Origin of the sequence: Acinetobacter sp. OYA S30 (assembly GCF_033599315.1) — a bacterium.
Taxonomy (GTDB): Bacteria; Pseudomonadota; Gammaproteobacteria; order Pseudomonadales; family Moraxellaceae; genus Acinetobacter; species Acinetobacter baumannii.
On the sequence record NZ_JAWVAV010000006.1, the window covers coordinates 36,621 to 62,770 of the forward strand.

A 26,150-nucleotide genomic window follows, 5' to 3' on the forward strand; every position below is an offset into this window, starting at 1 on the left:
ATAATTCTTCTCGTCTTTAATTGCTTTTTAAAAGGTTTAATTATTGCCTTTATTTTACTGTTATTTTAATTAAATAATAAACCAACCATTTTAGTTAGAAATAAAACAAATATTTTATTATACCCAACCTTTTTGATCAGAATTAAATATAAATCAAACTATTTTAATCAACTTAATATATTTATTTACAAGTGTTTTAGTTGGATTTAATAATTAATTCAAACCATTTTAGTCAGATATTTCATTAATAATTATTTAAATTATTAAACATATGATTTTTATTAAAAAAATAATTAAGTTTTTATTTAAAATATATTTATTGTTTATTTTTAATATATTTTGATTAATAATGAAATTAATATGTATCGAGGTTTATTTTATGAGCCTTAAAAATCTAGATTTTAACTCCCGATTAATTAGAGAAATCGCAATTATTCTAATAATTAAAGTCGCGCTTCTCTTAACAATCAAACATATTTGGTTTGACGCTCCCACTATCCCCAAAAATTTTGACAATCAGGTCGCCGAGCATATTGCAGGCGATAACTCTTCCCACATTAAGGAGACACGTTGATGATTTCTGAAAGCGTGGTTGATCTTTCGCGGTTCCAATTTGCCATGACCGCAATGTATCACTTTCTTTTCGTACCTTTGACCCTAGGCCTTGCGTTTATTCTGGCTATTATGGAAACCACTTACGTTATATCTGGTAAAGAGATTTACAAGGATATGACTAAGTTTTGGGGAAAACTATTTGGTATTAACTTTGCCTTAGGCGTAACTACAGGCTTAACCATGGAGTTCCAGTTCGGAACAAACTGGGCATATTACTCTCATTATGTAGGTGATATTTTCGGTGCGCCATTAGCAATTGAAGGCTTAATGGCATTCTTCCTTGAGTCTACATTTATCGGTCTATTCTTTTTTGGATGGGACCGCTTAAGTAAAGTTCAACATCTAGGAGTAACTTGGTTAGTTGCCCTAGGTTCTAACATGTCAGCGCTCTGGATTTTAGTTGCGAATGGCTGGATGCAAAACCCTGTAGGTGCAGCATTTAACTTCGAAACCATGCGTATGGAGCTTGTTGATTTCGGTGCACTTATTTTCAACCCGGTTGCACAGGTTAAATTTGTACATACTGTTTCCGCCGGATATGTAACAGGTGCGATTTTCGTACTCGCCATTTCAAGTTACTATCTACTCAAAAAACGTGACCTTCCTTTCGCACGTCGTTCATTTGCAATTGCTGCCATTTTTGGCCTTGCTTCTACACTTTCTGTAATTTTACTCGGTGACGAGTCGGGTTATGAACTAGGTGATGTTCAAAAAACTAAACTCGCTGCAATTGAAGCCGAATGGGATACTCATCCTGCTCCTGCTCCGTTTACTTTGTTTGGTGTACCAAACCATGAAGAAATGCGAACAGATTATGCAGTTAAAATTCCATACGCATTAGGCCTCATCGCCACTCGTTCAACTACCAAAGAAGTCACTGGTTTGAAAGACTTAATGCAACAGCACGAAGTTCGTATTCGTAACGGTATGCTTGCTTATGCTGAGCTTGAAAAATTACGTGCTGGTGATCGCTCACCAGAGTTATTAGCTTCATTTGAGAAAAATCAAAAAGACTTAGGCTATGGTCTACTTCTTAAGAAATATGCTCCGAATGTAGTCGATGCAAGCGAGCAGCACATTCAAGCAGCGGTAAAAGATACTATTCCGAATGTTACAGCTCTGTTTTTCTCTTTCCGTGCAATGGTTGCTTCTGGCTTCTTAATGCTACTTCTTTTCATTTTAGCAACTTGGGCAGTAGCGAAAAGAAATGCTGAGAATAAACCTTGGCTACTTAAATATGCATTATTTGCCCTACCACTTCCATGGATTGCTGCACAAACCGGTTGGTATGTAGCAGAGGGCGGCCGTCAGCCGTGGTCTATTGGTGAAATTTTACCTACGCACTTATCAGCTTCAAGTTTAAGTACAGGTGATGTGTGGGGCTCAATTCTCGCGCTAGCAGCGTTCTATACCGTACTTTTGATTATTGAAATGTACTTAATGATTAAGTTTGCTCGCTTAGGTCCAAGCTCACTTCACACTGGTAAATACCATTTTGAAAAACAAGAGCCAAAAGCAGCTGTTAATGGGGAGGCTTTATCATGATTGAATATGAACTCCTAAAAATCATATGGTGGGTGTTAGTTGGAGTCCTACTCATTGGATTTGCCCTAACCGATGGTTTTGATATGGGCTCAATGGCACTCATGCCTTTTGTTGGTAAAACTGATAACGAACGCCGTGCTGCTATTAATACGATCGCACCCCACTGGGATGGTAATCAGGTCTGGTTTATCACTGCTGGTGGCGCGCTATTTGCAGCTTGGCCAATGGTATACTCGGTCGCATTTTCCGGAATGTATTGGGCCTTATTACTTGTGCTATTTGCCCTGTTCTTACGTCCTGTAGGTTTTGACTATCGTTCTAAACTTGAAAATACCCAATGGCGCAACTCTTGGGACTGGGGACTTTGTATTGGTGGTGCCGTACCAGCGCTTGTTTTTGGTGTTGCCTTTGGTAATTTATTCTTAGGTATTCCTTTTAGTTTAGACAGTACATTACGCTCGGAATATTCAGGTAGCTTCTTTGCTCTTCTTAACCCATTTGCTTTAATTTGCGGTATTGTCAGCCTTTCTATGTTGTGTGCTCATGGCGGCGCTTGGCTTATGCTACGCACAGACGGTGCCTTGAAACAACGCTCTGCTAAAGCAACTCAAATTATGGCAGCCATATTTTTAGTTTGTTTCCTTGTAATTGGGGCATGGTTGTACTTCGGTCAAGTCCCTGGTTATAGCTATGCTGCTGCAGTTGATCCAAACGCAGCACTTAACCCTTTAGCCAAAGAAGTAGTCACAAACAACAACCCAGGCTGGATGAATAACTACAGCAGCTATCCGATTACAAAAGTAGCTCCTGTACTGGCAATTTTAGGGGCAATTATTGCCTTCTTTACAGCATCAAAAGCCAAAGCGGGTTTAAGTTTTGCTGGCACAAGCTTAATGATTGTAGGTGCGATTTTAACTGCCGGTTTTGCACTCTTCCCATTTTTATTGCCATCGAGTGTTAATCCAAACTCTAGCTTAACAATGTGGGATGCCGTATCAAGTCATCGTACTTTAGGGGTTATGACTGTTGCTGCATGCATATTCGTTCCGATCATTTTGATCTACACCAGTTGGTCATATTACAAAATGTGGGGCGTTATTACTAATAAACATGTCGAGTCAAACTCGCATAGCCTGTACTAATAAGGAGAAGCAAATGTGGTATTTCGCATGGATTCTTGGAATTTTGATGGCATGTTTCGCGGGTGTATTGAGCGCTCTTTATATCGAACATCATCAAAATTTAGATGAGGAATAAATCATGGCAACCGCAATGACAGCATCAAATCAACGAAAAGCTCAAGCATTCGCAATGGCCATTTCATTTCTGTTGGCATTGCCGCTTGCTGTAATTTTACTGGTGCATCCTTCCCTCATGTTAGATGCAAACGGACACTACAATCATAGCCAGCTTATGCTGGTGATGGTGGGTATTTCCGGAGGCTTCATTTATGGGGTGGGTTTTGTGCCGCACTTCTGGTTATGGAAATGGTTGTTTAGTCCATGGATAGCTTGGCCTCTCATGCTTTTAGGCTATTACATCTGGTTTCTAACCTAAACAAAAAGGACCTCATTTGAGGTCCTTTTTCATTTCGATTAGTTTAATTGGTATAAGTGGTAATCCAACATTTGCGTCAAGCGGATATGGTTCATGATTACCTGTTTTTATATATCCGCGTCTTTCATAATAAGCAATTAACTCTGAACGCACATTTAAAACATACATAATTGCGCTGTCCAATTCAGGTACTTTGTGTAAAGCAAATTGTTCAGCATACTCCAAAACAGAACGTCCTATTTTCATATTCTGAACATGCGGATCTGTACAAAATGTTCCTATCTCAACTGTATTACTTTGAAATGTAAGACCAATACATGTAACAACTTTTGAAGAATCTATTTCTCCAATTAATAATACTGAATTAGGTAATTCTAATTGATGTTTCAATTGCTCTTTATTAATACGTTGCCCTTTTACATATTCAACTTCAGTAGTCCAGCTTCTACCTTGTTGTTCTCTATATGACTGATTAATCAACTCTACTAGTGTTGGGATGTCACTAAATTCTGCTAAACAGAAATTTAATTTGATCATAAATATACTTAGGCTATTTAAAATATTCTAAAAATAAAGCCGATATTAAATCGGCTTTATTTTGAATAGCAATTAATTCGACTGCTCAGCTAACCAAGCCATAAACTTTTGACGCTCTGCTTTAGAAGATTTTTTCCAAATTTCTGCCAAACGCTGATCATTAGTTTGTGCTACACCAGTAGGAGGCATAGTTGTTGCAACAGGTGCATTAGCTTGAGTCGTGGTAGGTTTTGCAGCTGCATACACAGCGTCAGGTTGTTGTTTAGATGATTTAGTCGTGAAATCAGTAACTTTCCCTAGCAATCCCGATGCAAACCACGGCCTTGCCTCATTATTGGCACCAGTTTGTTGAACAATTAACTCATTATTTGAATTATATAAAGCCACTGTAGGTTGCTCAGCATATTTTTTGGCTTGTTCAAATTGTTTTGGAGCATCTACCATTGCAAGCTTATAAGTTTGACCATCTTTAAGCGCTGGAGTTTGAATGGTAACCACTCCTGACTTAACAATATCGTGTTCGCCACTTAAATGCTCAAAATATTCTTGATAACGTACACTTAGGCTTGTCTCACCAGCATCGACTTTATAATTATTTTTAGAAGAACGGAATAATCCAGAGTTGACTTCCTGACCATTCACCGCAAGGATTACGATTTCCTCTGGCGCTGTAATTGTAACTGCTGAAAATACTGAACCGCTGAGTAATAAACCCATCGCAGCGACACTTAATCTTAAAGTCATCTGTTCACGTCTCTGTAATATTTAATAGTTTGTAAAAACATGAGCAATATGCAATATGATTATGACGATTTTATGACAACCTTCTGTTTACAAAGCCGCCGCTCAAGCTTTTAAAATATTTTTTTGAATTCTAATAAACACCTATTTTATTGATCATTAATTTCTAACTAATTTTAAAAGCATAAAAAAAGAGTACCCTCTAGGTACTCTTTTCATCCACTCAATTTAGTTGAATGTTTTAAAACGATCTTCATCGCTAATAAATGCTTTTTCACCAGCTGGTGCTTCAACAGAACCAAATACAAGTTGAGCACGTAATTTCCAAGTTGCTGGAACATCAAATGCTTCAGCAGCATCAGCATCAACAATCGGGTTATAATGCTGTAATGATGCACCTAAACCAAGTTCTGAAAGCGCAGTCCAAGTCGCAAACTGAGCAATTGCACTTGAATGTTCAGACCAAACTGGGAAGTTGTCTGCATATAATTCAAATTGCTCTTGCAAGCTTTTAACAACAGCTTGATCTTCATAAAATAGTACTGTACCAACACCAGCAACGAAGCTATCAATCTTTGCATTTGTACCAGCAAAGGCATCTGCAGGAACAATTTTACGTAATGCTTCACGAACTAAATTCCAAAATTTAGCATGTGATTCACCATAAAGAGTAACAACACGTGAAGATTGAGAGTTGAACGCTGATGGGCTATGTTTAACCGCTTCACGAATAGTTTCTTCAATTTTTGTGCGATCTAATGCAACATTTTTACCAATTGCATAAATAGTACGACGGTTTTTAATTTTATCTAAGAAAGTAGACATTTTTTATTTCCTACCTATTTAATTGACCATGGGCCGTTGTTTGGGAATGAATATAGTCTATGGAACTCATTTCTTATAATCAGCATTAAAAATATGACAGTTCGTTTTATTTTCGCAACAATAAAAAAGATATGGATATAAAAAAACCTCACTATTTTGTGAGGTTTTTTTTAAATTCTGGCTAAAAATTATTTTTCAGTTTCAAATAGTGCTGCAACAAACGATTTCGCCGAGAATGGTCTTAAATCATCAATTTTTTCACCCACACCAATGAAACGAATTGGCACATGAGTACGACTAGCAATATTAAATAATACTCCACCTTTTGCTGTACCATCCAACTTAGTAATGGTAATACCTGTTAAACCGACAGCCTGATCAAATTCTTGTACTTGGTTGATTGCATTTTGTCCAGTACCCGCATCTACAACCAACATAATTTCATGAGGCGCTGTTGCATCAATTTTTTGCATAACACGCTTAACTTTCTTAAGCTCTTCCATCAAATTACTTTTGTTATGCAAACGGCCCGCAGTATCTGCAATCAGTACATCAATACCTTTAGCTCGCGCACTTTCAAAAGCATCAAAAATAACCGATGCACTATCGGCACCATGACCTTGAGCAACTACAGCAATATCGTTACGCTCACCCCAGATTTGCAATTGTTCAGTAGCAGCAGCACGGAATGTATCACCTGCCGCCAACATCACTTTTTTGCCTTCACCTTGTAAACGCTTCGCTAATTTACCAATTGTTGTTGTTTTTCCAACACCATTTACCCCAACCATTAAAATCACATAAGGTGATTTATTAGGGTCAATATGCAAAGGCTTCACACGTGGAGCAAGCAAAGCAACTAACTCTTCTTGCAAGGCTTTATAAAGTGAATGTGAATAGATCAAATCACCACGAGCAGTACGTTCAGTTAAGTTGGTAATAATCGTTTTTGTTGCATCAACACCAATATCTGCAACTAATAATTGCTCTTCGACTTCTTCAAGCAACTCATCATCAATTTCTTTCCCACCAATTAAGATATTAACCATACCATCGGTGAAATTACGACGAGTTTTGCTCAAGCCTTCTTTCATTCGTCCAAAGAAACCAGATTTTGGTTGCTCAGGTTCTGTAGAAGGTGCAGCCTCGACCACTTCTTCAGCTTTTACTTCTTGCTTAACAGGTGACTCAACGATAGGAACATCGATAGCAGGTAAATTAGGCAATGTGACATCGTCATCCCCGATCTCAGCATCTATCAAGAATTTATTTTGCATATTCGATTGTTGTTGCATGCCGATTCCTTGAAAAGCAGCGTGTTAAAAAACGGAAAGTTTAGCATAAATTCAAATTTTTGCCTGCTTCAATAGCGTGCAAAACCTTTTTGAAATAAAGACAATACTTATTGAGTATCTTCTTGCGCTAATGCAGGATATTGCTTGATGTGATCATGTTCAAACTGATAAGCATGCATTAACTTTAAATACTCTGCTCTATGAATTTCTGATTGAGCCATAATCAACTCGGCCATATCTTGAGTTCTTGGATAAGTAGCCTGTCGAGAAAGTTGCACAATTCGTTGATATTGTTCTGAATTCACAGGACGTAGTAATGCCAAATAAGACAGCATAAAAATACAGCCAATGATAATAATCACAACCAGATTAAAACATTGATCTGCCTTTAACTCAGACTTTAATTTAAGAAAATTTTCTTTGAATGTGAGCATGACCTACCTCTAATGAATGTAGTGTAGGGTTCAATGCACTTCAGCACAAGGTCAAAATCCAGTAAGGCTATTATTCTTTAACCTTACTGGATGACAATTGCTAGCCCATTAAGGAACGAATTACAGAGAAGTATAAAATTGCAGCAATAATAACTAATACTAATAGCATAGCAAAAATACTTAAACCTTCTTCTGCATCTGCTGGGTGCAATTCATCTTCATCTGCAATTTTTCTAAGTTCACCATCATAAACTTGATAGAACCAAGCTTTTTGATTAGGGTCTAATTGACGAGCATAGTCGAAAACCCGTTTCCTTTGTGCTAAACAATAATCCCCTAAATGTATTTCTTGATGGAAAATTGCTTCGTCTAATAATTTACGATGGTAATGGGCAAGTTCTATGATTTGCTCCTCTTTAGGAGGATTATCAAAAACAAAGCCATCAATAGTATTTGTCATAGTTATTCTCCTTGTCTTTTATTCTCATATTGATTTTACTCAAAATTATTTGTGAATAATGTTTAATCATGTATCCTAATAGTGAACTAATTGATGCTTCTCAATAGTTGACAAATCCATTAATTTGTAATATTAGTTTAACAATTCTAAGTTAAATTAGTTCAAAGGCAGTGGCCTTTAGAAAAAGTAATCATAATTACAATAAGGAGTTTTATATGATTCAACGTATCTCTCATCATGATTTAGAACATGTATACGCAACTGCGGTTAACACAATTCAATCTCAAATGAATTTCCAAGATGCAGTTGCACAGTTAGAAGAAGTTGCTCGTGCTGGTCACGGTAAAGCTGCTTTGTTCTTAGCAGAACTATATTACCAAGGCTTCCGTGTTGAACGTGATTCCATGAAAGCACAATACTGGCAGAAACTAGCCACGATGCAAGCATAAAGAAACGTCACTTAGGTGGCGTTTTTTTTATACCTATAAAAAGTTCAATATAAATTAACCATAACTATATTTATCTTGCGCTTCACCAAAGCTTTAGCCGCTTTGTCTTGCTCAGGTGGCGTTTTTTTATGTCTGTAAAAAATTCAATATAAATTAACCATAACTATGTTCATCTTGCGCTTCGCCAAAGCTTTAGCCGCTTTGTCTTGCTCAGGTGGCGTTTTTTTATACCTATACAAAACCAAAATTACCTATTTGCCTAAAGCTTTACTTCGCCACTTCAGTCGTGACTTAGAAAGTACCCCTTATCCAGCATTTATTTGTATAGATATTTCTACTCATCAATATTTGTTTACGATTTGACACCTGTTTAAACTGAAATGTCATGTGGTTCTCTTATAATAAGCAGGACAAGTTGAAAACCTTTAAATTTAAAATGAACAGTTTAAGTAATCTACAACCGGTTTCTAAAGACTTGATGATCAAGATTTATATTTTAAGAACCATGATGTACTGCGGGGTTCTGTGGGGACTATTTGATGAAGGCTGGGCCATTAAATCAGATCAGGAAGATTTTATTTTTCCGTTCTGGCTAAATGGAGTACAAGCACATCGATACGCCAAAACTCACTGGCCCAATTACAAGCCAAGAAAAATTACCCCAAAAGACTTCCATGAATCTTTATTACCTACTTTAACACGGTTAAAAGTCACTCCTGCTTTATTTAACTCATCTCATCGCAAGTTGAAGTTATCTACACAGCAAATGCATCATTTCTTTTTTAATCATCCCAAATGGCAGGTAGCTTAAAGTTTCTTTGAGCTACCCAAGATAGCGTGCTTTTTGAACGCTTAAGCATAAAACTTATATTTGAATGACTAGCAAGTCTTTGCATTTTTCAAAAATCGAGCTAATTTAAATCAAAATGATAAAACAACAGGACAGAAGAAATGACTATCGTTGCACAAGTAATTAAGAACAAATCTGAACAAGCCATTTTTACAATTTCACCCGAAGCAACTGTCCTCGAAGCAATTACGATTATGGCTGAAAAAGGTATTGGTGCTTTAGTCGTAGCAGAAGGTGAACAAGTTGTTGGAATATTATCTGAACGCGATTACACACGAAAAGTAACGCTTATGGAGCGCTCATCTTATAGCACTACAGTTGCTGAAATTATGACAGCAAAAGTGATTACGGTAGGTTTAAATAATACTGTTGAAGAATGTTTACAGCTCATGACCGATCGTCATTTACGTCACTTACCTGTATTAGATAATGGAAAATTGGTTGGTTTCATTTCAATTGGTGACTTGGTTAAAGCCGCAATGGAAGACCAGAAAGTTTTGATTGAACAATTAAAACAATATATTTCAGGCTAAATACAAAAAATAAAAATGGGCGATTAACGCCCATTTTTATTGTTTTTAAACTTAAAGATAATTCGTAATTAATGCGACTAAACGCTCTAGCAAAATATCAGCTTGAGCTTGTGTCATGTTAATTGGCGGTAATAAACGAACCACCGAACCTGCCGTAACGTTAATAATAAGTTTGTATTCATCACGAGCAATCGCAACGAGCTCAGCACAATCTTTAGGTAATTGGATACCAATCATCATACCGAAACCACGTACTTGCACATTCTTATCCGACAATTGAGCACGTAATTGGTCAACAATATAATTACCCACTACTGCTGCATTCTCTACTGCATTTTCCTTCTGGATCGTATCAATTACCGTGTAAACCACACGAGAACCCAATACTGTACCACCATAAGTAGAACCATGACTGCCAGGTCCTAACAAGCCTACTGCTTTACCTTGAGTCATTACAGCACCCACCGGAAAACCATTACCCAAACCTTTTGCTGTGGTCAAAACATCCGGAATAATATTCGTATGTTGATACGCAAAGTATTTACCAGTACGGCCATTACCAGTTTGGATTTCATCTAGCATCATTAACCAGTTATGCTGGTTACAAATTTGGCGAACTTCTTCTAAATAGCTAAATCCTTGTGGTGCAGTATTAATACCACCTTCACCTTGAATTGGTTCAATTAAAATAGCAACGATATCTGGATGCTGTAAGGCAGCCTCTTGGATGGCTTCAATATCACCAAATGGCACTCGAATAAAACCTTCCACTAAAGGTGCAAAACCGTCTTGTACTTTCTTGTTACCAGTTGCTGACAGGGTCGCTAAAGTACGACCATGAAATGACTGCTCAGCAACAATAATCTTTGGCAAGCTTATACCTTGTTGAGTACCAAATTTACGAGCAATTTTAATTGCTCCTTCATTTGACTCGGCACCGCTGTTTGAAAAGAAAATTTCCTCCATACCTGAAACTTCAGCAAGCTTTTGAGCAGCCGCAGTTTGCCAAGGAATTTCAAACAAATTACTCGTATGCACAAGTGTAGCAGCTTGCTCTGCAATGGCTTCTGCAATAGCTGGATGAGCGTGCCCTAAACCACATACAGCAATACCAGTGAGTGCATCTAAATATTCTGTACCATCTTGTGTATAAAGATACGCCCCTCGGCCTCGAACAAAACTGATCGCTTGGCGACCATAAGTAGCCATTAAATGTGTTGGTTGATCAGGTTGTACTGGAGCTAGGGTAATATCAGTCATCACGAACTCTGTCTGTATGAGGTTTTAAGAAGGGTTTATATAAACAAAAACTTGCACTGATGAAAAGTCTCATCATTCATTTATCTAAAATTTCGTCTGCTTTTTGCTATCGCTTCGGTTTATACAATAAAATATTGAATATTCTGTGCAACTTTAAGCAACAAGGCGGTTTGCAAAGCGATGTGAACACCCCCTATAATGCTGCAAGATTAGTTGAGGATCTATTTATGACTGAACAAGCACGTGATACTGAAGCGTTAATTCGCGATCAAATTGCGAAGCATCCCGTTTTACTTTACATGAAAGGCACTCCACAGTTTCCACAATGTGGTTTCTCTGCACGTGCAGTAGAGGCGCTCAGTCAAATTGGTCGTCCATTTGCATATGTGAACATCTTAGAAAACCCTGATATTCGTGCAACTTTACCAAAAATTGCAAACTGGCCTACTTTCCCACAATTATGGGTAAACGGCGAGCTTATTGGTGGTAGCGATATCATGCTTGAAATGTTCCAAAATGGCGAATTAAAACCATTAATCGAACAATACAGCGCAGCTCCAGAAGCTTAATAATAAAAAAGCCAATCGAAAGATTGGCTTTTTTATACTTATAAATTTAACAATCACTTATACCGACATAACGAAATAGCCCATCTACACCAAGATCTGCTTTTAAAATAGTTAAATTTTTATATGGTGTAGTAGTTATCGCATCAAAAATATTTATGTTCGGATCTTCATGTAACTCATCTACGTTTTGATTCATAACTTCTTCAAAACGGTCAGCAACAAACTCAAATCCTAAGTCCATTGCAATAAATACTGTATGTTCACAAGGTTGAACATATTGCTCTTGTGTCCAATCAATAACGGCAAGCTTACAAATCGGGCAAATAATATTAGCGGTTGCGTTCTCTAATTCAACTAACTGGTAAGACATATTATTTAAAAAATCGAGAAAAATATATTTTAGGAGAATTAGCTTATAAGCGCCATATTTGTCTATTAATTTAAGAAATTAAATTACAAAATAATTTAAATGTAATTACAATGAAATTTCAAATCATCTGACTATCTGTTTTAAGGTTTATTAATAAGCTTTTTACAAAAAATTAAAATCAAACTTTATCGTTGCAAAAGTAATAATGTAAAATCTTTAGTGTTGCATAAATAGGATATTTTAATGCTCACAGATCTTGATGATTTTTATTGTTTTGCCCTTGTTGTTGAGCATGGTGGATTTAGTGCCGCCGAACGTGTTACGGATATTCCAAAATCAAAATTAAGTCGTCGTGTTTATAACTTAGAGGAAAATTTAGGGGTTCGCTTAATTCAGCGCAGTTCTCGTCATTTTGCAGTTACCGATATTGGTATGGATATTTATAGACACGCCCAAGTCATGATGAATGCCGCACAAGCAGCTCATGATTTAGTTGATCACTTAAGTATTCAACCTAGGGGTGTAGTCAAAGTAAGCGTTCCTGTCGATATAGCACAAAACCAGCTACCCAAAATTTTACCGGCATTTTTAAAAAAATATCCTGAAATTCGTTTACAACTTATTGTAAGTAATCGACGCGTTGATGTAATTAATGAAGGAATTGATATTGCTCTACGGGTCAGATCTAAACTAGATGATGACCCTAGTCTGGTACTAAGACAGTTTGCGCTAATAGAACAAAGTCTCTTTGCAAGCCAAGCTTATTTAAATGAGTTTGGTAATATTAAGTCACCTGATGAGTTAAGTGATCATCGTATTTTAAGCTTGTCTGAAGAGCATTTAGATCAACAATTTATATTGCATGGCCCAGACAACCAACTGAAGAAAGTGAAAGTTAGCCCAACTATCATGGGAACAAATATTTATATGCTTGCCCAACTTGCAAGTCAAAATTGTGGTATTGCCTTATTACCTGACACAGCAGCTGAGGATTTTGTAAAATCAGGTCAACTTGTACAAATCTTGCCAGATTGGAAAGCAGCCCACGGTATATTCCATGCTGTTTATCCGTCACGAAGAGGTTTACTGCCAGCTGTACGTGTATTTATTGATTATTTGGTAGAACATCTTTCAGAACATCCATAAATCAAAGCCGCATAAAAAAAGTTCGATAGATTATCGAACTTTTTTTATGCATATTAAATTTCTGGATAATTTCCCACACCTTCGGGCCACGGCGTTAATAATTCAAACCCTGTATCTGTAACAGCAACCATGTGTTCCCATTGAGCAGATAATGAATGATCTTGGGTAATTACGGTCCAGCCGTCATTTAACTCTTTTACCTGAGGTTTGCCTGCATTAACCATAGGTTCAATTGTAAAGACCATCCCTTTTTTCAAAACAAGACCTTGGCCGCGTTGTCCATAATGCAGAATATTAGGTTGTTCATGATAAACTTTACCAATGCCATGCCCGCAATATTCACGAACAATGCTATATCCTTCGCGATGAGCGACCGATTGAATAGCGTAACCAATATCCCCTAAAGTCGCCCCTGGTTTAACTGCATGTATACCTGCGACCATTGCTTCATAAGTAGTTTCAACTAATTTTTTAGCATGTGGATTTACGTTACCGACATAATACATACGGCTCGTATCACCAAAATAGCCGTCTTTAATAATTGCTACATCAATATTAATAATATCGCCATCTTTTAAAATTTTATTTTGAGAAGGGATACCGTGACATACCACTTCATTGACTGAAGTACATATTGTTTTTGTGAATCCATGATAACCCACATTAGCCGGTATAACTTTTAAAGTATTTACGATGTAATCATTACAAATATTGTCTAAATATTCAGTTGTTACACCTGGCTTGACATACTCCCCTATCATTTCTAAAACTTGTGCAGCCAAACGCCCAGAAACTCTTAATTTTTCTAGATCTTGTTCAGTTTTAATTGTAACAGTAGAAGCTCTCATTCAATTTTATCCTCGTAGGCACTGCTTTTACCACGCCTACAAAAATGTTAGTTAATTTAGAATATTTTAGAATGGATATAGGATAGGCGGAAAGCTTTTAATGTCCAAATATTCAACATTCATAATAGAAATTTATATTTTCATTTTTACACAATTTCTTTAAAAAGTCAGACCTAAAAAATGTTTTCTTTATTTCTTTCAATGAGTTTTCAAGTAGATAACTTAACCAGTTGATATTTTTAATATCTCTGGATGATTGATACGGCCTAAAAAAAAGCTTTTTCACATAAAATAGCGCTTGATCATGATCTCTTTTGCTCTAAAATTCTTTCTTTTTTGTTAAATTTAATTTATGCAACAGCTTCGTACCGGAGATATTATTGCCTTAGGTTTTATGACCTTTGCCCTCTTTATTGGGGCTGGTAATATTATCTTTCCTCCCATTGTCGCTCAACAAGCTGGTGATCATGTATGGCTAGCTGCCATAGGTTTTTTGATTACTGCCGTTGGCTTACCTGTAATTACCATTATGGCCCTCTCTCGTATGCAGGGTTCCATCGAAATTATTAGTTCACCGCTAGGTCGTATCGCAAGTCTGATCTTAACTGTAGTTTGTTATCTATCAGTTGGCCCTTTATTTGCTACACCACGCACCGCAACAGTTTCTTATGAAATTGGTTTCTCATCTTATTTTGGAACGTCTAGCAGTAGCCTTTTAATTTACAGTGCAATTTACTTCGCATTTGTAACTGTCGTTTCTTTATATCCGAACAAGCTTTTAGACACAGTTGGACATGTTCTAGCTCCTCTGAAAATTATCGCTTTAGCAATTTTAGGTATTGCAGCGGTTATGATTCCTGCGGGTTATGTTCCTGCTCCAATTAATCATTACGTTAACTCTCCTGTTTCAGAAGGTTTCGTAAATGGTTATCTCACCATGGATACTTTAGGTGCCCTAGTATTTGGTATCGTCATTATTCAAGCGATCTATTCGCGTGGTGTTACTGATAACAAACTAGTGACCAAGTATGCAATTATTGCCAGCCTTATTTCTGGTGTAGGACTCACTTTAGTTTACTTAAGCTTGTTTAAATTAGGTTTGGGTAGCCATGAAGTCGCTCCTAATGCAGCAAATGGTGCTGTAATCCTACATGCATATGTTCAACATGCTTTTGGGAATATGGGTTCACTCTTCTTAACAGGTCTCATTTTCTTAGCATGTATGGTTACTGCAATTGGTTTAACTTGTGCATGTGCTGAATATTTCGCTCAACTTACTAAGTTGCCATATAAGCTTTTAGTTTTCATCTTAGTTGGTTTTTCTTTCATTATTTCCAACCTTGGATTGACTAAGCTAATTGCCGTATCAGTACCAGTTTTAAGTGCAATTTATCCACCTGCAATTGTAGTTATTATGCTCAGTTTCTTCTGGAAATTTTGGCATAAACCATCTTTTATTGTCGGTTCAGTAACAAGCATTGCTTTAATTTTCGGAATTATTGACGGGCTTAAGGTTGCAGGTTTTGGTGATTACCTCCCTAATTTCCTTCAACACTTACCGTTAAATGAACAAAACTTGGCATGGTTGATCCCATCTTTAGTTGTTCTTGTAGTGACTACTCTTATCGACAAAGTTAAACATAAAAGCATTTAATCTGATGTTTTTTTGAAATCGAGTTTTACCCAAACATGATTTTATATATCGAATAAAATGCTGCGTTTACCCAACCGGCATTTTATTTCTAACATCAGCATTTAGTGACAATTCGACTATAGATATAATTAATTTTTACTGTAATATTACACTAAAATAATTTTTAGCTTACTCAGGAAAGAAGAGCATAAATGAAAAGTAAATATTATTTAACATTAGCAGATGCTGAGTTTTTAATGGAAGAAGCTCAGAAATATGCAATTGAACACAACTTTAAAGTCAGTATAGCCATTGTTGATGAAACAAGCTCTTTATTACTTATGAAACGTCTAGATGGCGCTTCTCCTCTCACCACACATCTTTGCTTAGAAAAAGCTAAATGCTCATCAATGAGCGGTCGTCCTTCAAAATTTTACGAAGAGCTTCTTCAAAATGGTCGCCTTGGTTTCTTGAGTATGCCAAGTGCTAAAGGTATGCTAGAAGGCGGAAAAGCGATTATTTATGAAGGCCAGATTTTAGGCGCGATTGGTATTTCAGGTGTTCAATCTTTTGAAGATGCTGAAATTGCTCAACACGCTATTGATGTTTTTTTAAAAAAACAAAGTAGCTAAAGCAAATTTAAAGAACAGAGAAATTATTACACTTTTCATTTAAATAATTTCTCTTTTCTAAAAAAGTAATTATTTTATACAAAAATGTTTAATATTTACTTTTTTAATACCTTAACCATTTATAAACATAGAAGTTTTTATAAAACTGTTCAAAAAATTTTCTATTGACTATTGAATTAAGCTAAAAATACAAGTACAACATTAAACTTATTCTTGACTAAAACATTCGGTTTTAGCGCAACCACAAGGAGGGATGGAGATGTTATCATTACATTTCAACAAACAAGTCTTCATTAACACTCTGAACAGCAAAGATTCAGTTGTTTATGGAGTAACGACGCTTGCTCTTATGCTGACTTTACTGTTTCAAGGTATGATTAAAGGGAATCTGAAACCCGAATACTTTATGTATGCCATGGTTGTTTCTTTTGTATTTTGTGTATGGGCCTTTGTTGACCACAAAATGCGAAAATTAGCTAAAAGACGACTTAGTCAACAGAAATAAGAATTCTAAAAATGGATGAGCGATCATCCATTTTTATTTGCTTAAAAACAATAAAATTGTCCCCATCACTAAAATAGCAGTTGCTAATAGCTCAGTAATAATTAAAGCAAACATCATAAACGTCATCAACCATGTAGGTAAACTGAAATGCCCTAACCTATGAGGTTGTTTAAACTGATTGGTCGTATCCTGCAAAAATCCGTGGATGATATAAACTAAAATTGAGAAACTAAAAAACAGTATATTTGCCAATACACACCATAAAGCAATATCTTCATTTAAAATCGTGAAATAGCTCAATACAGCCAGAATAAGTGTAGCTGCTGCATAAAGCAAACTGCTTCTATGTGCAATATCTACATAATAATGTGCGCGGCTTAATTCGGAACGGCGTATTTGCCAATATTTCCATACTCCAGTTAACATTCCTATCCATAAAAAGACGCCACTAAAGACAATAGCCAGCTGTACAGCTTTCGATAAATCCATAATTTCCATTATTCGTTTTATTAAAATTTGATGAGCTATATAACATAAATCTTGACTTTATAGTCACATTTTAATCAAGTACCTTTTCAGAACTCATGTACATTAAGGTAAATGATTAGCAAATTAACTTTAAATCTATGGATAAGACTTTTGAATCTTTTTGGATCACCTGTAAAGATGGTTATCAGCTTGCAGCTCAATTTTATCCTGCTCAAGAAAAGAAAGCTGAATACCCTATCCTGATTTGTCCAGCAACAGGTATAACTAAAAACTTTTATCACTCTTTCGCAACGTGGTTAAGCCAACAAGGCTATGATGTATTGAGTTTTGACTTCCGTGGTATTGGCGAGTCCCTACATGGAGCTTTAAAACAAAGTACCGCAAGTATTACCGACTGGGGAACACTTGATATTCCTGCTGCAATTGATGCTTTATTAATAAAAACGAAAGCAAATCAAGTTATTCTTATTGGACATAGTGCTGGCGGACAACTACTAGGAGTCATACCTAACTATAATAAAGTCGCAAAAGTGATAACGGTTGCAGGTTCAACTGGACATATTAAAGGCCTTAAAGGAAAAACCAAGGTTTTAGCGCCAGTTATGTTTAATCTTATCTTCCCTATTTCTAGTCTTGTTAAAGGTTATGGAGCAACTCAATTCATTGGTATGGGAGAAAACCTACCTAAAAAAGTTGCTCAACAATGGCGAGAGTTTTGTAGCCGTCCCGGATATGTAAAAAACGCCATAGGCAAGACGATTTTTCATGATTTTCATTCAGATATTCAATGTCCCATTACGGCTATTTGGGCTGATGATGATGAGATTGCAACCAAACGTAACGTACAAGAATTATTAAGTTTATATCCAAATGCAAATAAAAAAATGATTGAACTTAGCCCAAAAGATTTAGGCTATAAATCAATTGGCCATATGTTGTTATTTAAAAAATCACATCAAAAACTCTGGTCTATTTTAGAACAAGAAATTAAACATTAATCACTGCTTTTATTTTCGCCTCTAAGTCAGTAATCCGGCTTAGAGGTTTTTTTGTATTAAAAACGAGCAGCTTTTTACTTAAATGCGTCGATATACCGTTAAAGTTCTGCTAAGGTAATTCATCTGAAGCTGTTGTCAAAAAACAGGTATATTTACTTGTTTAATGCAAACAGCTTCTTTTTTTCTGTTTTAGCTAAAGCCAAAGAAATTGTTCAAGGATAATTATGCTAGCACTAGAGCCTCAACATATTCATATGAATCAACATGCTGTTGATAAAACACATGCATTAAAGTGTCTAGTAGATATATTAGAAAAAGATGGGTTAGTTACGCCTGAATATATAACGGGACTCATCAATCGTGAACAACAAAGCGCGACTTATTTAGGCCAAGGCATTGCCATTCCTCACGGTACTCCTCAATCACGTGAATATATTTTAAAAACAGGTATCCGCTTAGCCCATTTCCCCGAAGGTGTGATCTGGGATGGAGAAAATAAAATTTATTTAGCTGTAGTGATTGCAGCAAAATCTGATGAACATTTGCAAGTTTTGCAAATTCTTACTCGTGCATTAATGCATGACGTCAGCGAACAAGTAAAGAATGCTTCTAAACCTGAGCAGATTATCGAATTACTACAAGCTCAGCCATTATCCTTAGCGCTTCATGAAAATCTTATTCAAACCGAAATCGACGCACAAGATATCGAAGATTTATTTTGGGCAGCTTCTCAAACACTCAAAAAACATAATTTTGTAAAATGTGGTTTTCTAAGCTCACTTGATCCAGAACAAGCTATTCAACTGCAAGATCAAATCTGGTCCATTTCTAGCAATCACTTTGTTCAGCAACCCGCTATTAGCATTACTAAACCATCACAGGCTTTAGAGCTAAATGGTAAAAAGCTGAACACCCTCGTTTGTATAGCAGCCAATGACCAACTCGATAATGAAAGATTTAATCGTTTAATTGATATTTTATTTAACCCTGAGCAAGTTGCCGAGCTAGATAAAACTCAAACTCCAAACGAAATTGCAAAAATTATTGGAGCTGACGTTGTTCCGGACTGGCCTCAACGTTCAGTAGTACTGGCAAATGCACACGGCTTACATGCCCGACCAGCTACACACCTTGTCAATCTTACAAAAACCTTTCAAGGCGACATCCAAGTTGCAGTAGACGATGGTAGCTTTGTTTCTGCCAAAAGTTTAACTCGTCTTTTAGCGTTAGGTTGTAAGCGTGGCCAAACTCTACGTTTTATCGCTGAGCCAGAAACCGATGCCGTAGAGGCTTTAGATCAAGTTATTTTGGCAGTACAGCAAGGCTTAGGTGAAGAAATTGAAGCGCTACCTGTAACCAGTGAAACACCTGACCAGCTCCCTGCTCAAACGGTAATATCAAATGCTACGACATTGGGTAACAATACGGGAATTGCAGCATCAAGTGGCTTAGCTTTTGGACCTGTCCATGTGATTAAACCAAAGGTTTATCAATATGAACGTATGGGTTCAGGCGTAAAAGTCGAGAAAGAAAATTTAGATATTGCCCTACATGCAGTAAAAAACAATATTCACCAAGTCATAGCCAAAGCTGATGCCTCTGAAATTAAACAAATCTTTCGAGCTCACCTAGAAATGCTTGATGATCCTGATTTAATTAATGGTGTATATCAAAAAATTTATCAAAATTTATCAGCACCAGCTGCGTGGCATGAACATATTGAAGCTGCAGCTAAAGCACAGGAAGCTCTAACAGATCGTTTACTCGCTGAACGCGCAACAGATCTACGTGACATTGGTGACAGAGTTTTAACCCAATTATGTGGTGAAGTGGTTATTGAAGAGCCAAAAGAGCCTTATATTCTAATCATGCATGACGTGGGGCCAAGTGATGTCGCTCGTCTCAACAAAGACCGAGTCGCAGGTATTCTAACTGCTATAGGCGGTGCAAGTGCGCATAGTGCAATTGTCGCACGTGCTTTAGGCATTCCAGCTATTGTGGGTGCTGGTGAACAAGTCCTAGAAATTGATCCGAAAAGCACTTTACTTATTAATGGTGATACTGGAACTTTTGTTTTAAATCCAGATGCAGCGCAAATCGAACAAGCCAAGCAAGAGCGTGAGCAACAGCGTCAAATTCGTGAAGAAGCTGAACGCCATAGCCACGAGCCAGCAATTACCTTAGATCAACACCAAATCGAAATTGCAGCCAATTTGGGTAAAGTTCAAGCGACAGCACAAGCAGTAGAATGTGGTGCTGAAGCAATTGGCCTACTTAGAACCGAACTTGTTTTTATGTCTCATAGCAGTGCACCTAATGAGGCTGTTCAAGAGGCTGATTACCGAGTTGTATTAGATGCACTTGCAGGTCGCCCGCTTGTAGTACGTACATTAGATGTAGGCGGTGATAAGCCTTTACCTTACTTACCAATTGCTGAAGAAGAAAACCCATTCTTAGGGTTAAGAGGAATTCGTTTAACTTTAAGACGCCCTGAGCTTTTAAAACAGCAATTAACCGCTCTACTAAAAGCATCTGATAATCGTCCGTTACGCATTATGTTCCCTATGATTGGACGCGTTGAAGAATGGCGTGCAGCCAAAGCAATTCTTGACGAAGTAAGAGCCCAACATCCATGTGACAATTTACAAGTTGGTATTATGATTGAGGTTCCGTCTGCTGCTTTACTTGCACCGGTTCTTGCACAAGAAGTCGACTTTTTCAGTATCGGCACAAATGACCTGACCCAATATACTTTAGCGATTGACCGAGGCCATCCAATACTCTCTGGGGAAGCAGACGGATTACATCCAAGTATTCTTAATTTGATTGATCAAACAGTAAAAGCTGCCCACAAACATGGCAAATGGGTAGGAATCTGTGGTGAGCTTGCAGCAGACCCGAAAGCTGTACCTATTCTCATGGGATTAGGCGTAGACGAACTGAGTATGTCCCCAAATAGCATTCCTTTAGTAAAAGCTCAAATCCGTACACTAAGTTATAGCCATGCTCACAAGCTTGCGCAACAAGCTTTAATATGCGATAGCGCCCCTGCTGTGCGCCAGCTATCTGAACAAGACTTATAAGATTGGGAATAGTAATGGCTAAAATTTTAACAATTACTTTAAACCCTGCAATTGATGTAACCATTCAACTGAATGAGTTATTAGTAGGAGAAGTGAACCGACAAGAGTCGGTAGAAATTCATGCGGCTGGCAAAGGTCTTAATGTTGCTCAAGTATTAAAAGACTTAGGTCATGATGTAATCGTAACCGGCTTTTTAGGTGAGCATAATCGACAAATTTTCGATACACATTTTGCACAAGCTCAATTTCAACCTGAGTTTATTTATATTGATGGTGAAACACGTCAAAATATAAAAATTGCTGAGCATTCTGGGCGGATGACAGATTTAAATGGCAAAGGTTTCTTTGTTTCTGAAACAGACAAACAAAGGCTATTTAATAAGATTGAAGCTCTGTTACCACAAGTCGAGGTTGTTGCAATAGCTGGTAGCCTCCCGCAAGGTTTTAGTATTGATGAGTTACAACAACTTATTCAACTGATCAAAAAAAATAATAAGAAAGTTGCCCTAGATACCAGTGGTAAAGCATTGGTTGCTGCAATTGAGTGTCAACCTTGGATGATCAAACCGAATACCGATGAGTTAGTTGAAAGTTATCAACGTCCTGCAACAAGCTATGCTGAACAAAGAAAACTTTTTGATAGCTTAACCAATATTGAGCATGTGGTTATCTCAATGGGTGAAGATGGCGTAAATTGGTTACACGCCACTCATCCCTTACATGCTCAAGCACCAAAAGTTATCGTAAAAAGTACAGTAGGCGCTGGTGATTCACTCTTAGCCGGCATGATCCATGGACTTGTTAACCAAATGCCTCCTGAAGAGACCTTAAAAACTGCGACAGCCATTGCAAGCCATGCTGTAACACAAATTGGTTTTCGAATCCCTACTTCTGAGGTTCTAAACCAATTAAAAGCACAAACTATTATCAATTCATTGAGTGAATCTGATGCAAACTGCTAAACATTTATTATTTGTCACTAATAGTCCGCAACAGCAAGTCAATGCTTTAATCTTGGCTCGTAAACTTGCTTTAGTCGCAACCCAACACGGCTATAAACATAGTGTCATTTCACTCGATGAGTTTGAATCAAGCGATCATTTTGATCATGTCATTATTATTGGACAGCAACCTAAAAATCTAAATATTTTTGGTCAAAACGCTTTATCTTTAGTTTCTATTGAAGATATTAAAGATGATGCAGACAAAGCACTTTTAACGGCACTTGAACACTCAAAACCAGCAAATGAGTGGGAACAAAAACCTAAGCAAGCTTCAAATACCGCAACTCATTTTGTTGCCATTACTGCTTGCCCAACTGGAGTTGCCCATACATTTATGGCAGCTGAAGCGTTACAACAAGGTGCAGAAAGACTTGGGTATCAAATCGATGTAGAAACTCAAGGTTCTGTAGGTGCGAAGAATATTTTATCACCTCAAGCGATTGCTGATGCCGATATTGTTATTCTTGCTACTGACATTGAAGTCAACACTGACCGCTTTATAGGTAAGCGTGTCTATAGATGTAGCACTGGTTTTGCTTTAAAACAAACCGACAAGGCTTTTGCTGAGGCAATTGCTAATGCTCAGGTTTTAGAACAAGGTAAACAGCAAGCAACAACGGAAAATAAGGATAAAACTGAAAAAGTTGGTGTATATAAACACTTATTAACTGGCGTTTCTTATATGCTACCTATGGTTGTTGCGGGTGGCTTGCTAATTGCACTTTCTTTATGTTTTGGCCTAAATGCAGCAGAACAAGCTGGTAGTCTGCCAGCCATATTAAAACAGATTGGCGCAGCAGCATTTACCCTCATGGTACCCATGCTGTCGGGTTATATTGCATATTCCATTGCAGATCGCCCCGGTCTTGCGCCAGGTTTAATCGGGGGATTATTGGCAGCACAGTTACAAGCAGGTTTTTTAGGCGGTATTGTTTCTGGTTTCCTTGCAGGTTATATCGCGTTATTTATTGCTAAAAAAGTTAAGCTCCCAACTAGCTTAGAGTCTCTAAAACCCATTTTGATTATTCCATTATTAGGAACATTATCTGTTGGACTGATTATGTTCTATGTGGTAGGTCAACCTGTAGCACATATTTTTGAGTTAATGAAAGATTTCCTCAACAACATGGGCACAACAAATGCTGTATTAATGGGAATTATTCTGGCAAGTATGATGTGTATTGATTTGGGCGGACCAATCAATAAAGCTGCTTATGCTTTTACAGTCGGACTACTTACCACCAATACCTATATGCCAATGGCAGCCACGATGGCAGGCGGTATGGTTCCTGCAATTGGGATGGCAATTGCAACTTTCCTCGCTAGAAATAAATTTAGTACTGGTGAAAAAGATGCAGGTAAAGCTGCGTTTGTGCTTGGTTTATGCTTTATTTCAGAAGGTGCAATTCCATTTGCAGCAAAAGATCCAATGCGTGTTATTCCAACGTGTATTTTAGGTGGTGCAGTAACTGGTGCATTAGTTGCGTTATTTCACTGTGAGCTTGTGACTCCACACGGCGGTGTATTTGTACTACTGATTCCGAATGCAATCAATCATGCGTGGTTGTATCTTGCAGCAATTACGGCTGGAAGTATCGTAACGGGAGTAAGTTATGCCATCATTAAAAAGAATCAAGAAGAAAAATTATTAACAAACTCATAATTTAAAAAAGGGAGAATATAAATTCTCCCTTTTTTATTACTATTTTTTTATTTATTAATTTGTACTGCACGGGCCATCATTTGCTCAGGAATATCTTGAGCCAGCATCACTGTTAGCGTGGGCTTTTGCTTAGCTTCTCCTACTAAATTTTGAGCTTCTAATACTGTATTTATATCTTTTGGTGCCAACTTATACATTGCTCCAGTAGCTGGATCCACAATTAAAAGCCCAATTAAACCGCCAAAAATAATATTACCTAAATACCAGCCACTAAGAGTACCTGTAACTTCTACCGTTTTAGTTTGATAACCAGGTTTACTGAAAGATACTTGATAACTTTCTGGTTTAAAATAACCGGCACCTTTTTTTAAGCTAACGGTAGCAGGTGTTTGCCCCGTATGGACTTTTACCCCATTACGATTTTTAATCTCAATAGTTGCTGACTCAGGCACACTTGTAAAAGTAAGTGTTTGTGAAGAACCTGTAATGATGCTTGCACAGCCATTTAACCCTATCGTTAAAGCTACCATAGAAGTAATTAGTAATTTTTTCATCATTAATCCAGAAGAATTTATCTATCGTTATTTGAAAACGCACTATATTAAAATAAACAAAAAATAACAATTAACATACAATTCAAAAGATTAACAATTAAACAATTCCTTAATTAAAATACATTCGTAAATCATGATTCTTTTGAACAGTAAAATTAATATTTAAAAATTTAGTAAATTCAATAATATAAATCCATTTATTAGTTAATTTTCTCTAATATTTGATCAATCATGTTAAATGTATGGTAAATTTTCATCTTCAAAAAATAATTTAAGCATATGATTAATTTAAATATTTACTTGTTGAATGGATTTATTTTTTTAAGTTATGACTTTGTAGACAAAAAATTTTGATAGAAATGTCACGTTCAAAACGAGTTTTTTTTTCTACGATTCTCATGCTAACAAATATCGTTCATTTTACGACCAAGCGAGTAGCCAAGTTCAAATAAACGGTAAGGAATAAGTTTTATCAGAAGAGGAAAATTTATATTTTGTCCTTGTTAATCAAACAATATAAATTTTGCTCATGACTTAAAGTCCTGATATAACTTGCTTAGTGAAACTATATTTTTCCACTATTAAAATAAGTTTCATAAAATGCGATCCACCAAGGTATGGGGAAAAGTCAATGACAAAGAAGTATGCGCGTTTTTTACCTACAACAGAATCTTTCACTCTTGAAGATTTTCCATATTATTGGATTACTCAGGTCCATGCTCAATATGTTCAAAATATTGATAATGCCCTCAAAAAATATGGCCTAGATAATTCACGTCGACGTATTATGCTTGCGCTAAGTAGTAAACCTCACGCTAGCGTATCAGAACTATCTGATATGATTATTTCAAAAATGTCGACTACCACTAAAATTGTTTATCGCTTAAAAGATGAAGGCTTAGTTGAAACCTATTCTTGTCAATCAGATGGTCGTATTACACGTGTATATCTTACCGAACGTGGTACAGAAATGATTAATAAAATTAATGATCTAACGAGTGTAGTACTTGAACAATCATTCGAAGGTATCACCCCTCTTCAACTAGAAAAAATGATGGAAAGCTTAAAATTGCTTTTAAAAAATCTTTCTCGATAATAGTTGTTTTTAACATTTTAAAACGATTAATTCTCAAGCTCTCTCATGAGAGCTTTTTTTATTATTTTCTCTTATGTTTACAGGAATATAGACTTCATAAAGTAATCAATTAAACACTATGCTTGTTGACTTGTTCCTTCAACTCCAGTAGAAACTCTCTCTTAATATCTCTAACGTAATTTTAGGAAAAAATGGCTAAAAGAAAATATAAAAGTGATAAGTTTCAAGTACGTCGTATTAACCGTCAATGGTGGGTACTTGAAAAAGATTTAGAAACTAACTGTTACAGCAAGCATGAACAGGTAGCTACTAAGACATTAGCTAACAATTATGCTGACGATTATATAGAGCAGTATTATATGAACCTCTACATTCAACAACAGTTGAAAAAACCGGAAACCGTATAAAAAGCCTCCATGGCTTTTTTTATTTATAATTTAATAAGTTAAATAAAATTAA

At 36.6% G+C, this 26,150-nt stretch carries 30 protein-coding genes; 19 read left to right on the top strand and 11 right to left on the bottom strand.

The genetic code is table 11. From position 1 onward, the window contains the following. Window positions 1-379: 379 nt before the first annotated feature. The 5 genes from cydP to R5R67_RS04750 are packed head-to-tail and all read left to right on the top strand — an operon-like array spanning window position 380 to window position 3,717. Complete coding sequence (gene cydP, locus R5R67_RS04730; protein WP_024438766.1) at window positions 380-574, top strand: cytochrome oxidase putative small subunit CydP; 195 nt, start codon at window positions 380-382, stop codon at window positions 572-574. Beyond that, window positions 574-2,160 (top strand): cytochrome ubiquinol oxidase subunit I, encoded by a 1,587-nt coding sequence (locus R5R67_RS04735; protein WP_000622647.1) that lies wholly within the window; start codon window positions 574-576, stop codon window positions 2,158-2,160. Before cydP ends, R5R67_RS04735 begins: the two co-directional genes overlap by 1 nt. Continuing rightward, window positions 2,157-3,302, top strand: coding sequence for a cytochrome d ubiquinol oxidase subunit II (gene cydB, locus R5R67_RS04740; protein WP_000575153.1), 1,146 nt, complete (start codon window positions 2,157-2,159; stop codon window positions 3,300-3,302). Before R5R67_RS04735 ends, cydB begins: the two co-directional genes overlap by 4 nt. Before the next feature lie 13 nt (window positions 3,303-3,315). Continuing rightward, complete coding sequence (gene cydX / locus R5R67_RS04745; protein WP_000270276.1) at window positions 3,316-3,417, top strand: cytochrome bd-I oxidase subunit CydX; 102 nt, start codon at window positions 3,316-3,318, stop codon at window positions 3,415-3,417. Next, window positions 3,418-3,717, top strand: a complete 300-nt coding sequence (locus R5R67_RS04750; RefSeq protein ID WP_085916945.1) for a cyd operon YbgE family protein — start codon at window positions 3,418-3,420, stop codon at window positions 3,715-3,717. A gap of 12 nt (window positions 3,718-3,729) precedes the next feature. Here R5R67_RS04750 and R5R67_RS04755 read toward each other — a convergent pair whose 3' ends face one another. The 6 genes from R5R67_RS04755 to R5R67_RS04780 all read right to left on the bottom strand — a co-directional run bounded on the left by R5R67_RS04755 (window position 3,730) and on the right by R5R67_RS04780 (window position 8,009). Beyond that, window positions 3,730-4,254: a GNAT family N-acetyltransferase gene (locus R5R67_RS04755; RefSeq protein ID WP_000593793.1), complete on the bottom strand. Its 525-nt coding sequence runs from the start codon at window positions 4,252-4,254 to the stop codon at window positions 3,730-3,732. A gap of 72 nt (window positions 4,255-4,326) precedes the next feature. Then, window positions 4,327-4,998, bottom strand: coding sequence for a DUF2057 domain-containing protein (locus tag R5R67_RS04760; protein ID WP_000175350.1), 672 nt, complete (start codon window positions 4,996-4,998; stop codon window positions 4,327-4,329). Window positions 4,999-5,223: 225 nt separating this feature from the next. Beyond that, a complete protein-coding gene (locus tag R5R67_RS04765; protein WP_000102943.1) occupies window positions 5,224-5,820 on the bottom strand; it encodes a nitroreductase family protein in 597 nt (198 codons plus the stop codon). A 188-nt stretch (window positions 5,821-6,008) separates the two neighbouring features. Beyond that, a complete protein-coding gene (gene ftsY / locus R5R67_RS04770) occupies window positions 6,009-7,115 on the bottom strand; it encodes a signal recognition particle-docking protein FtsY (protein ID WP_001187342.1) in 1,107 nt (368 codons plus the stop codon). Between the two features lie 107 nt (window positions 7,116-7,222). Then, the gene (locus R5R67_RS04775; protein ID WP_000955082.1) at window positions 7,223-7,549 is read right to left on the bottom strand and encodes a hypothetical protein; all 327 of its coding nucleotides are present in this window, start codon (window positions 7,547-7,549) and stop codon (window positions 7,223-7,225) included. Between the two features lie 100 nt (window positions 7,550-7,649). Next, complete coding sequence (locus R5R67_RS04780) at window positions 7,650-8,009, bottom strand: hypothetical protein (protein WP_000185571.1); 360 nt, start codon at window positions 8,007-8,009, stop codon at window positions 7,650-7,652. A 215-nt stretch (window positions 8,010-8,224) separates the two neighbouring features. On the opposite strand from R5R67_RS04780, the gene R5R67_RS04785 reads away from it, so the two are divergent. The 3 genes from R5R67_RS04785 to R5R67_RS04795 all read left to right on the top strand — a co-directional run bounded on the left by R5R67_RS04785 (window position 8,225) and on the right by R5R67_RS04795 (window position 9,841). Then, complete coding sequence (locus tag R5R67_RS04785) at window positions 8,225-8,458, top strand: hypothetical protein (protein WP_000616034.1); 234 nt, start codon at window positions 8,225-8,227, stop codon at window positions 8,456-8,458. Between the two features lie 436 nt (window positions 8,459-8,894). After that, entirely contained in the window at window positions 8,895-9,269 is a 375-nt protein-coding gene (locus tag R5R67_RS04790; RefSeq protein ID WP_001087274.1) for a DUF2750 domain-containing protein, read from the top strand. A 140-nt stretch (window positions 9,270-9,409) separates the two neighbouring features. Next, window positions 9,410-9,841 carry a CBS domain-containing protein gene (locus R5R67_RS04795; RefSeq protein ID WP_000156920.1) on the top strand — a complete coding sequence of 144 codons (432 nt, stop codon included), beginning with the start codon at window positions 9,410-9,412 and terminating at the stop codon, window positions 9,839-9,841. A 51-nt stretch (window positions 9,842-9,892) separates the two neighbouring features. On the opposite strand, the gene R5R67_RS04800 is transcribed toward R5R67_RS04795, so the two are convergent. After that, window positions 9,893-11,101 carry an aspartate aminotransferase family protein gene (locus R5R67_RS04800; protein WP_000129946.1) on the bottom strand — a complete coding sequence of 403 codons (1,209 nt, stop codon included), beginning with the start codon at window positions 11,099-11,101 and terminating at the stop codon, window positions 9,893-9,895. Between the two features lie 227 nt (window positions 11,102-11,328). On the opposite strand from R5R67_RS04800, the gene grxD reads away from it, so the two are divergent. Further along, complete coding sequence (gene grxD, locus R5R67_RS04805) at window positions 11,329-11,670, top strand: Grx4 family monothiol glutaredoxin (RefSeq protein WP_000138830.1); 342 nt, start codon at window positions 11,329-11,331, stop codon at window positions 11,668-11,670. 46 nt (window positions 11,671-11,716) lie between these two features. Here the strand turns inward: grxD and R5R67_RS04810 are convergent, their stop codons facing one another. Then, window positions 11,717-12,040, bottom strand: coding sequence for a hypothetical protein (locus tag R5R67_RS04810; protein WP_000121844.1), 324 nt, complete (start codon window positions 12,038-12,040; stop codon window positions 11,717-11,719). Between the two features lie 243 nt (window positions 12,041-12,283). On the opposite strand from R5R67_RS04810, the gene R5R67_RS04815 reads away from it, so the two are divergent. Beyond that, the gene (locus R5R67_RS04815) at window positions 12,284-13,186 is read left to right on the top strand and encodes a LysR family transcriptional regulator (RefSeq protein ID WP_000954523.1); all 903 of its coding nucleotides are present in this window, start codon (window positions 12,284-12,286) and stop codon (window positions 13,184-13,186) included. A 53-nt stretch (window positions 13,187-13,239) separates the two neighbouring features. Here the strand turns inward: R5R67_RS04815 and map are convergent, their stop codons facing one another. Beyond that, a complete protein-coding gene (gene map, locus R5R67_RS04820; RefSeq protein WP_001202776.1) occupies window positions 13,240-14,034 on the bottom strand; it encodes a type I methionyl aminopeptidase in 795 nt (264 codons plus the stop codon). A 352-nt stretch (window positions 14,035-14,386) separates the two neighbouring features. Here map and brnQ point away from each other — a divergent pair, with 352 nt between their 5' ends. The 3 genes from brnQ to R5R67_RS04835 all read left to right on the top strand — a co-directional run bounded on the left by brnQ (window position 14,387) and on the right by R5R67_RS04835 (window position 16,804). After that, a complete protein-coding gene (brnQ, locus tag R5R67_RS04825; protein ID WP_001186685.1) occupies window positions 14,387-15,688 on the top strand; it encodes a branched-chain amino acid transport system II carrier protein in 1,302 nt (433 codons plus the stop codon). A gap of 191 nt (window positions 15,689-15,879) precedes the next feature. Beyond that, complete coding sequence (locus R5R67_RS04830; protein ID WP_000838059.1) at window positions 15,880-16,299, top strand: GlcG/HbpS family heme-binding protein; 420 nt, start codon at window positions 15,880-15,882, stop codon at window positions 16,297-16,299. A 259-nt stretch (window positions 16,300-16,558) separates the two neighbouring features. Continuing rightward, the gene (locus R5R67_RS04835) at window positions 16,559-16,804 is read left to right on the top strand and encodes a hypothetical protein (RefSeq protein WP_000949688.1); all 246 of its coding nucleotides are present in this window, start codon (window positions 16,559-16,561) and stop codon (window positions 16,802-16,804) included. 33 nt (window positions 16,805-16,837) lie between these two features. Here R5R67_RS04835 and R5R67_RS04840 read toward each other — a convergent pair whose 3' ends face one another. Next, complete coding sequence (locus R5R67_RS04840; RefSeq protein WP_000365974.1) at window positions 16,838-17,293, bottom strand: hypothetical protein; 456 nt, start codon at window positions 17,291-17,293, stop codon at window positions 16,838-16,840. Window positions 17,294-17,430: 137 nt separating this feature from the next. On the opposite strand from R5R67_RS04840, the gene R5R67_RS04845 reads away from it, so the two are divergent. From R5R67_RS04845 to R5R67_RS04860, 4 genes are all read left to right on the top strand, one after another. After that, window positions 17,431-18,291 carry an alpha/beta fold hydrolase gene (locus tag R5R67_RS04845; protein ID WP_000361715.1) on the top strand — a complete coding sequence of 287 codons (861 nt, stop codon included), beginning with the start codon at window positions 17,431-17,433 and terminating at the stop codon, window positions 18,289-18,291. A 224-nt stretch (window positions 18,292-18,515) separates the two neighbouring features. Beyond that, on the top strand, window positions 18,516-21,374 hold the full coding sequence (gene ptsP / locus R5R67_RS04850; RefSeq protein ID WP_000880348.1) for a phosphoenolpyruvate--protein phosphotransferase: 2,859 nt from the start codon (window positions 18,516-18,518) through the stop codon (window positions 21,372-21,374). Window positions 21,375-21,388: 14 nt separating this feature from the next. After that, the gene (pfkB, locus tag R5R67_RS04855; protein WP_001062798.1) at window positions 21,389-22,336 is read left to right on the top strand and encodes a 1-phosphofructokinase; all 948 of its coding nucleotides are present in this window, start codon (window positions 21,389-21,391) and stop codon (window positions 22,334-22,336) included. Further along, window positions 22,323-24,041, top strand: coding sequence for a fructose-specific PTS transporter subunit EIIC (locus tag R5R67_RS04860; RefSeq protein WP_001192475.1), 1,719 nt, complete (start codon window positions 22,323-22,325; stop codon window positions 24,039-24,041). The genes pfkB and R5R67_RS04860 overlap by 14 nt, the downstream gene beginning before the upstream one ends. A 47-nt stretch (window positions 24,042-24,088) precedes the next feature. On the opposite strand, the gene R5R67_RS04865 is transcribed toward R5R67_RS04860, so the two are convergent. After that, window positions 24,089-24,595 carry a PEGA domain-containing protein gene (locus R5R67_RS04865; RefSeq protein ID WP_000734807.1) on the bottom strand — a complete coding sequence of 169 codons (507 nt, stop codon included), beginning with the start codon at window positions 24,593-24,595 and terminating at the stop codon, window positions 24,089-24,091. 631 nt (window positions 24,596-25,226) lie between these two features. On the opposite strand from R5R67_RS04865, the gene R5R67_RS04870 reads away from it, so the two are divergent. Together R5R67_RS04870 and R5R67_RS04875 are read left to right on the top strand one after the other, a co-directional pair. Next, a complete protein-coding gene (locus R5R67_RS04870) occupies window positions 25,227-25,691 on the top strand; it encodes a MarR family winged helix-turn-helix transcriptional regulator (protein ID WP_000163427.1) in 465 nt (154 codons plus the stop codon). Between the two features lie 191 nt (window positions 25,692-25,882). After that, window positions 25,883-26,098: a hypothetical protein gene (locus R5R67_RS04875; RefSeq protein WP_001129188.1), complete on the top strand. Its 216-nt coding sequence runs from the start codon at window positions 25,883-25,885 to the stop codon at window positions 26,096-26,098. The last annotated feature ends 52 nt before the right edge of the window (window positions 26,099-26,150 follow it).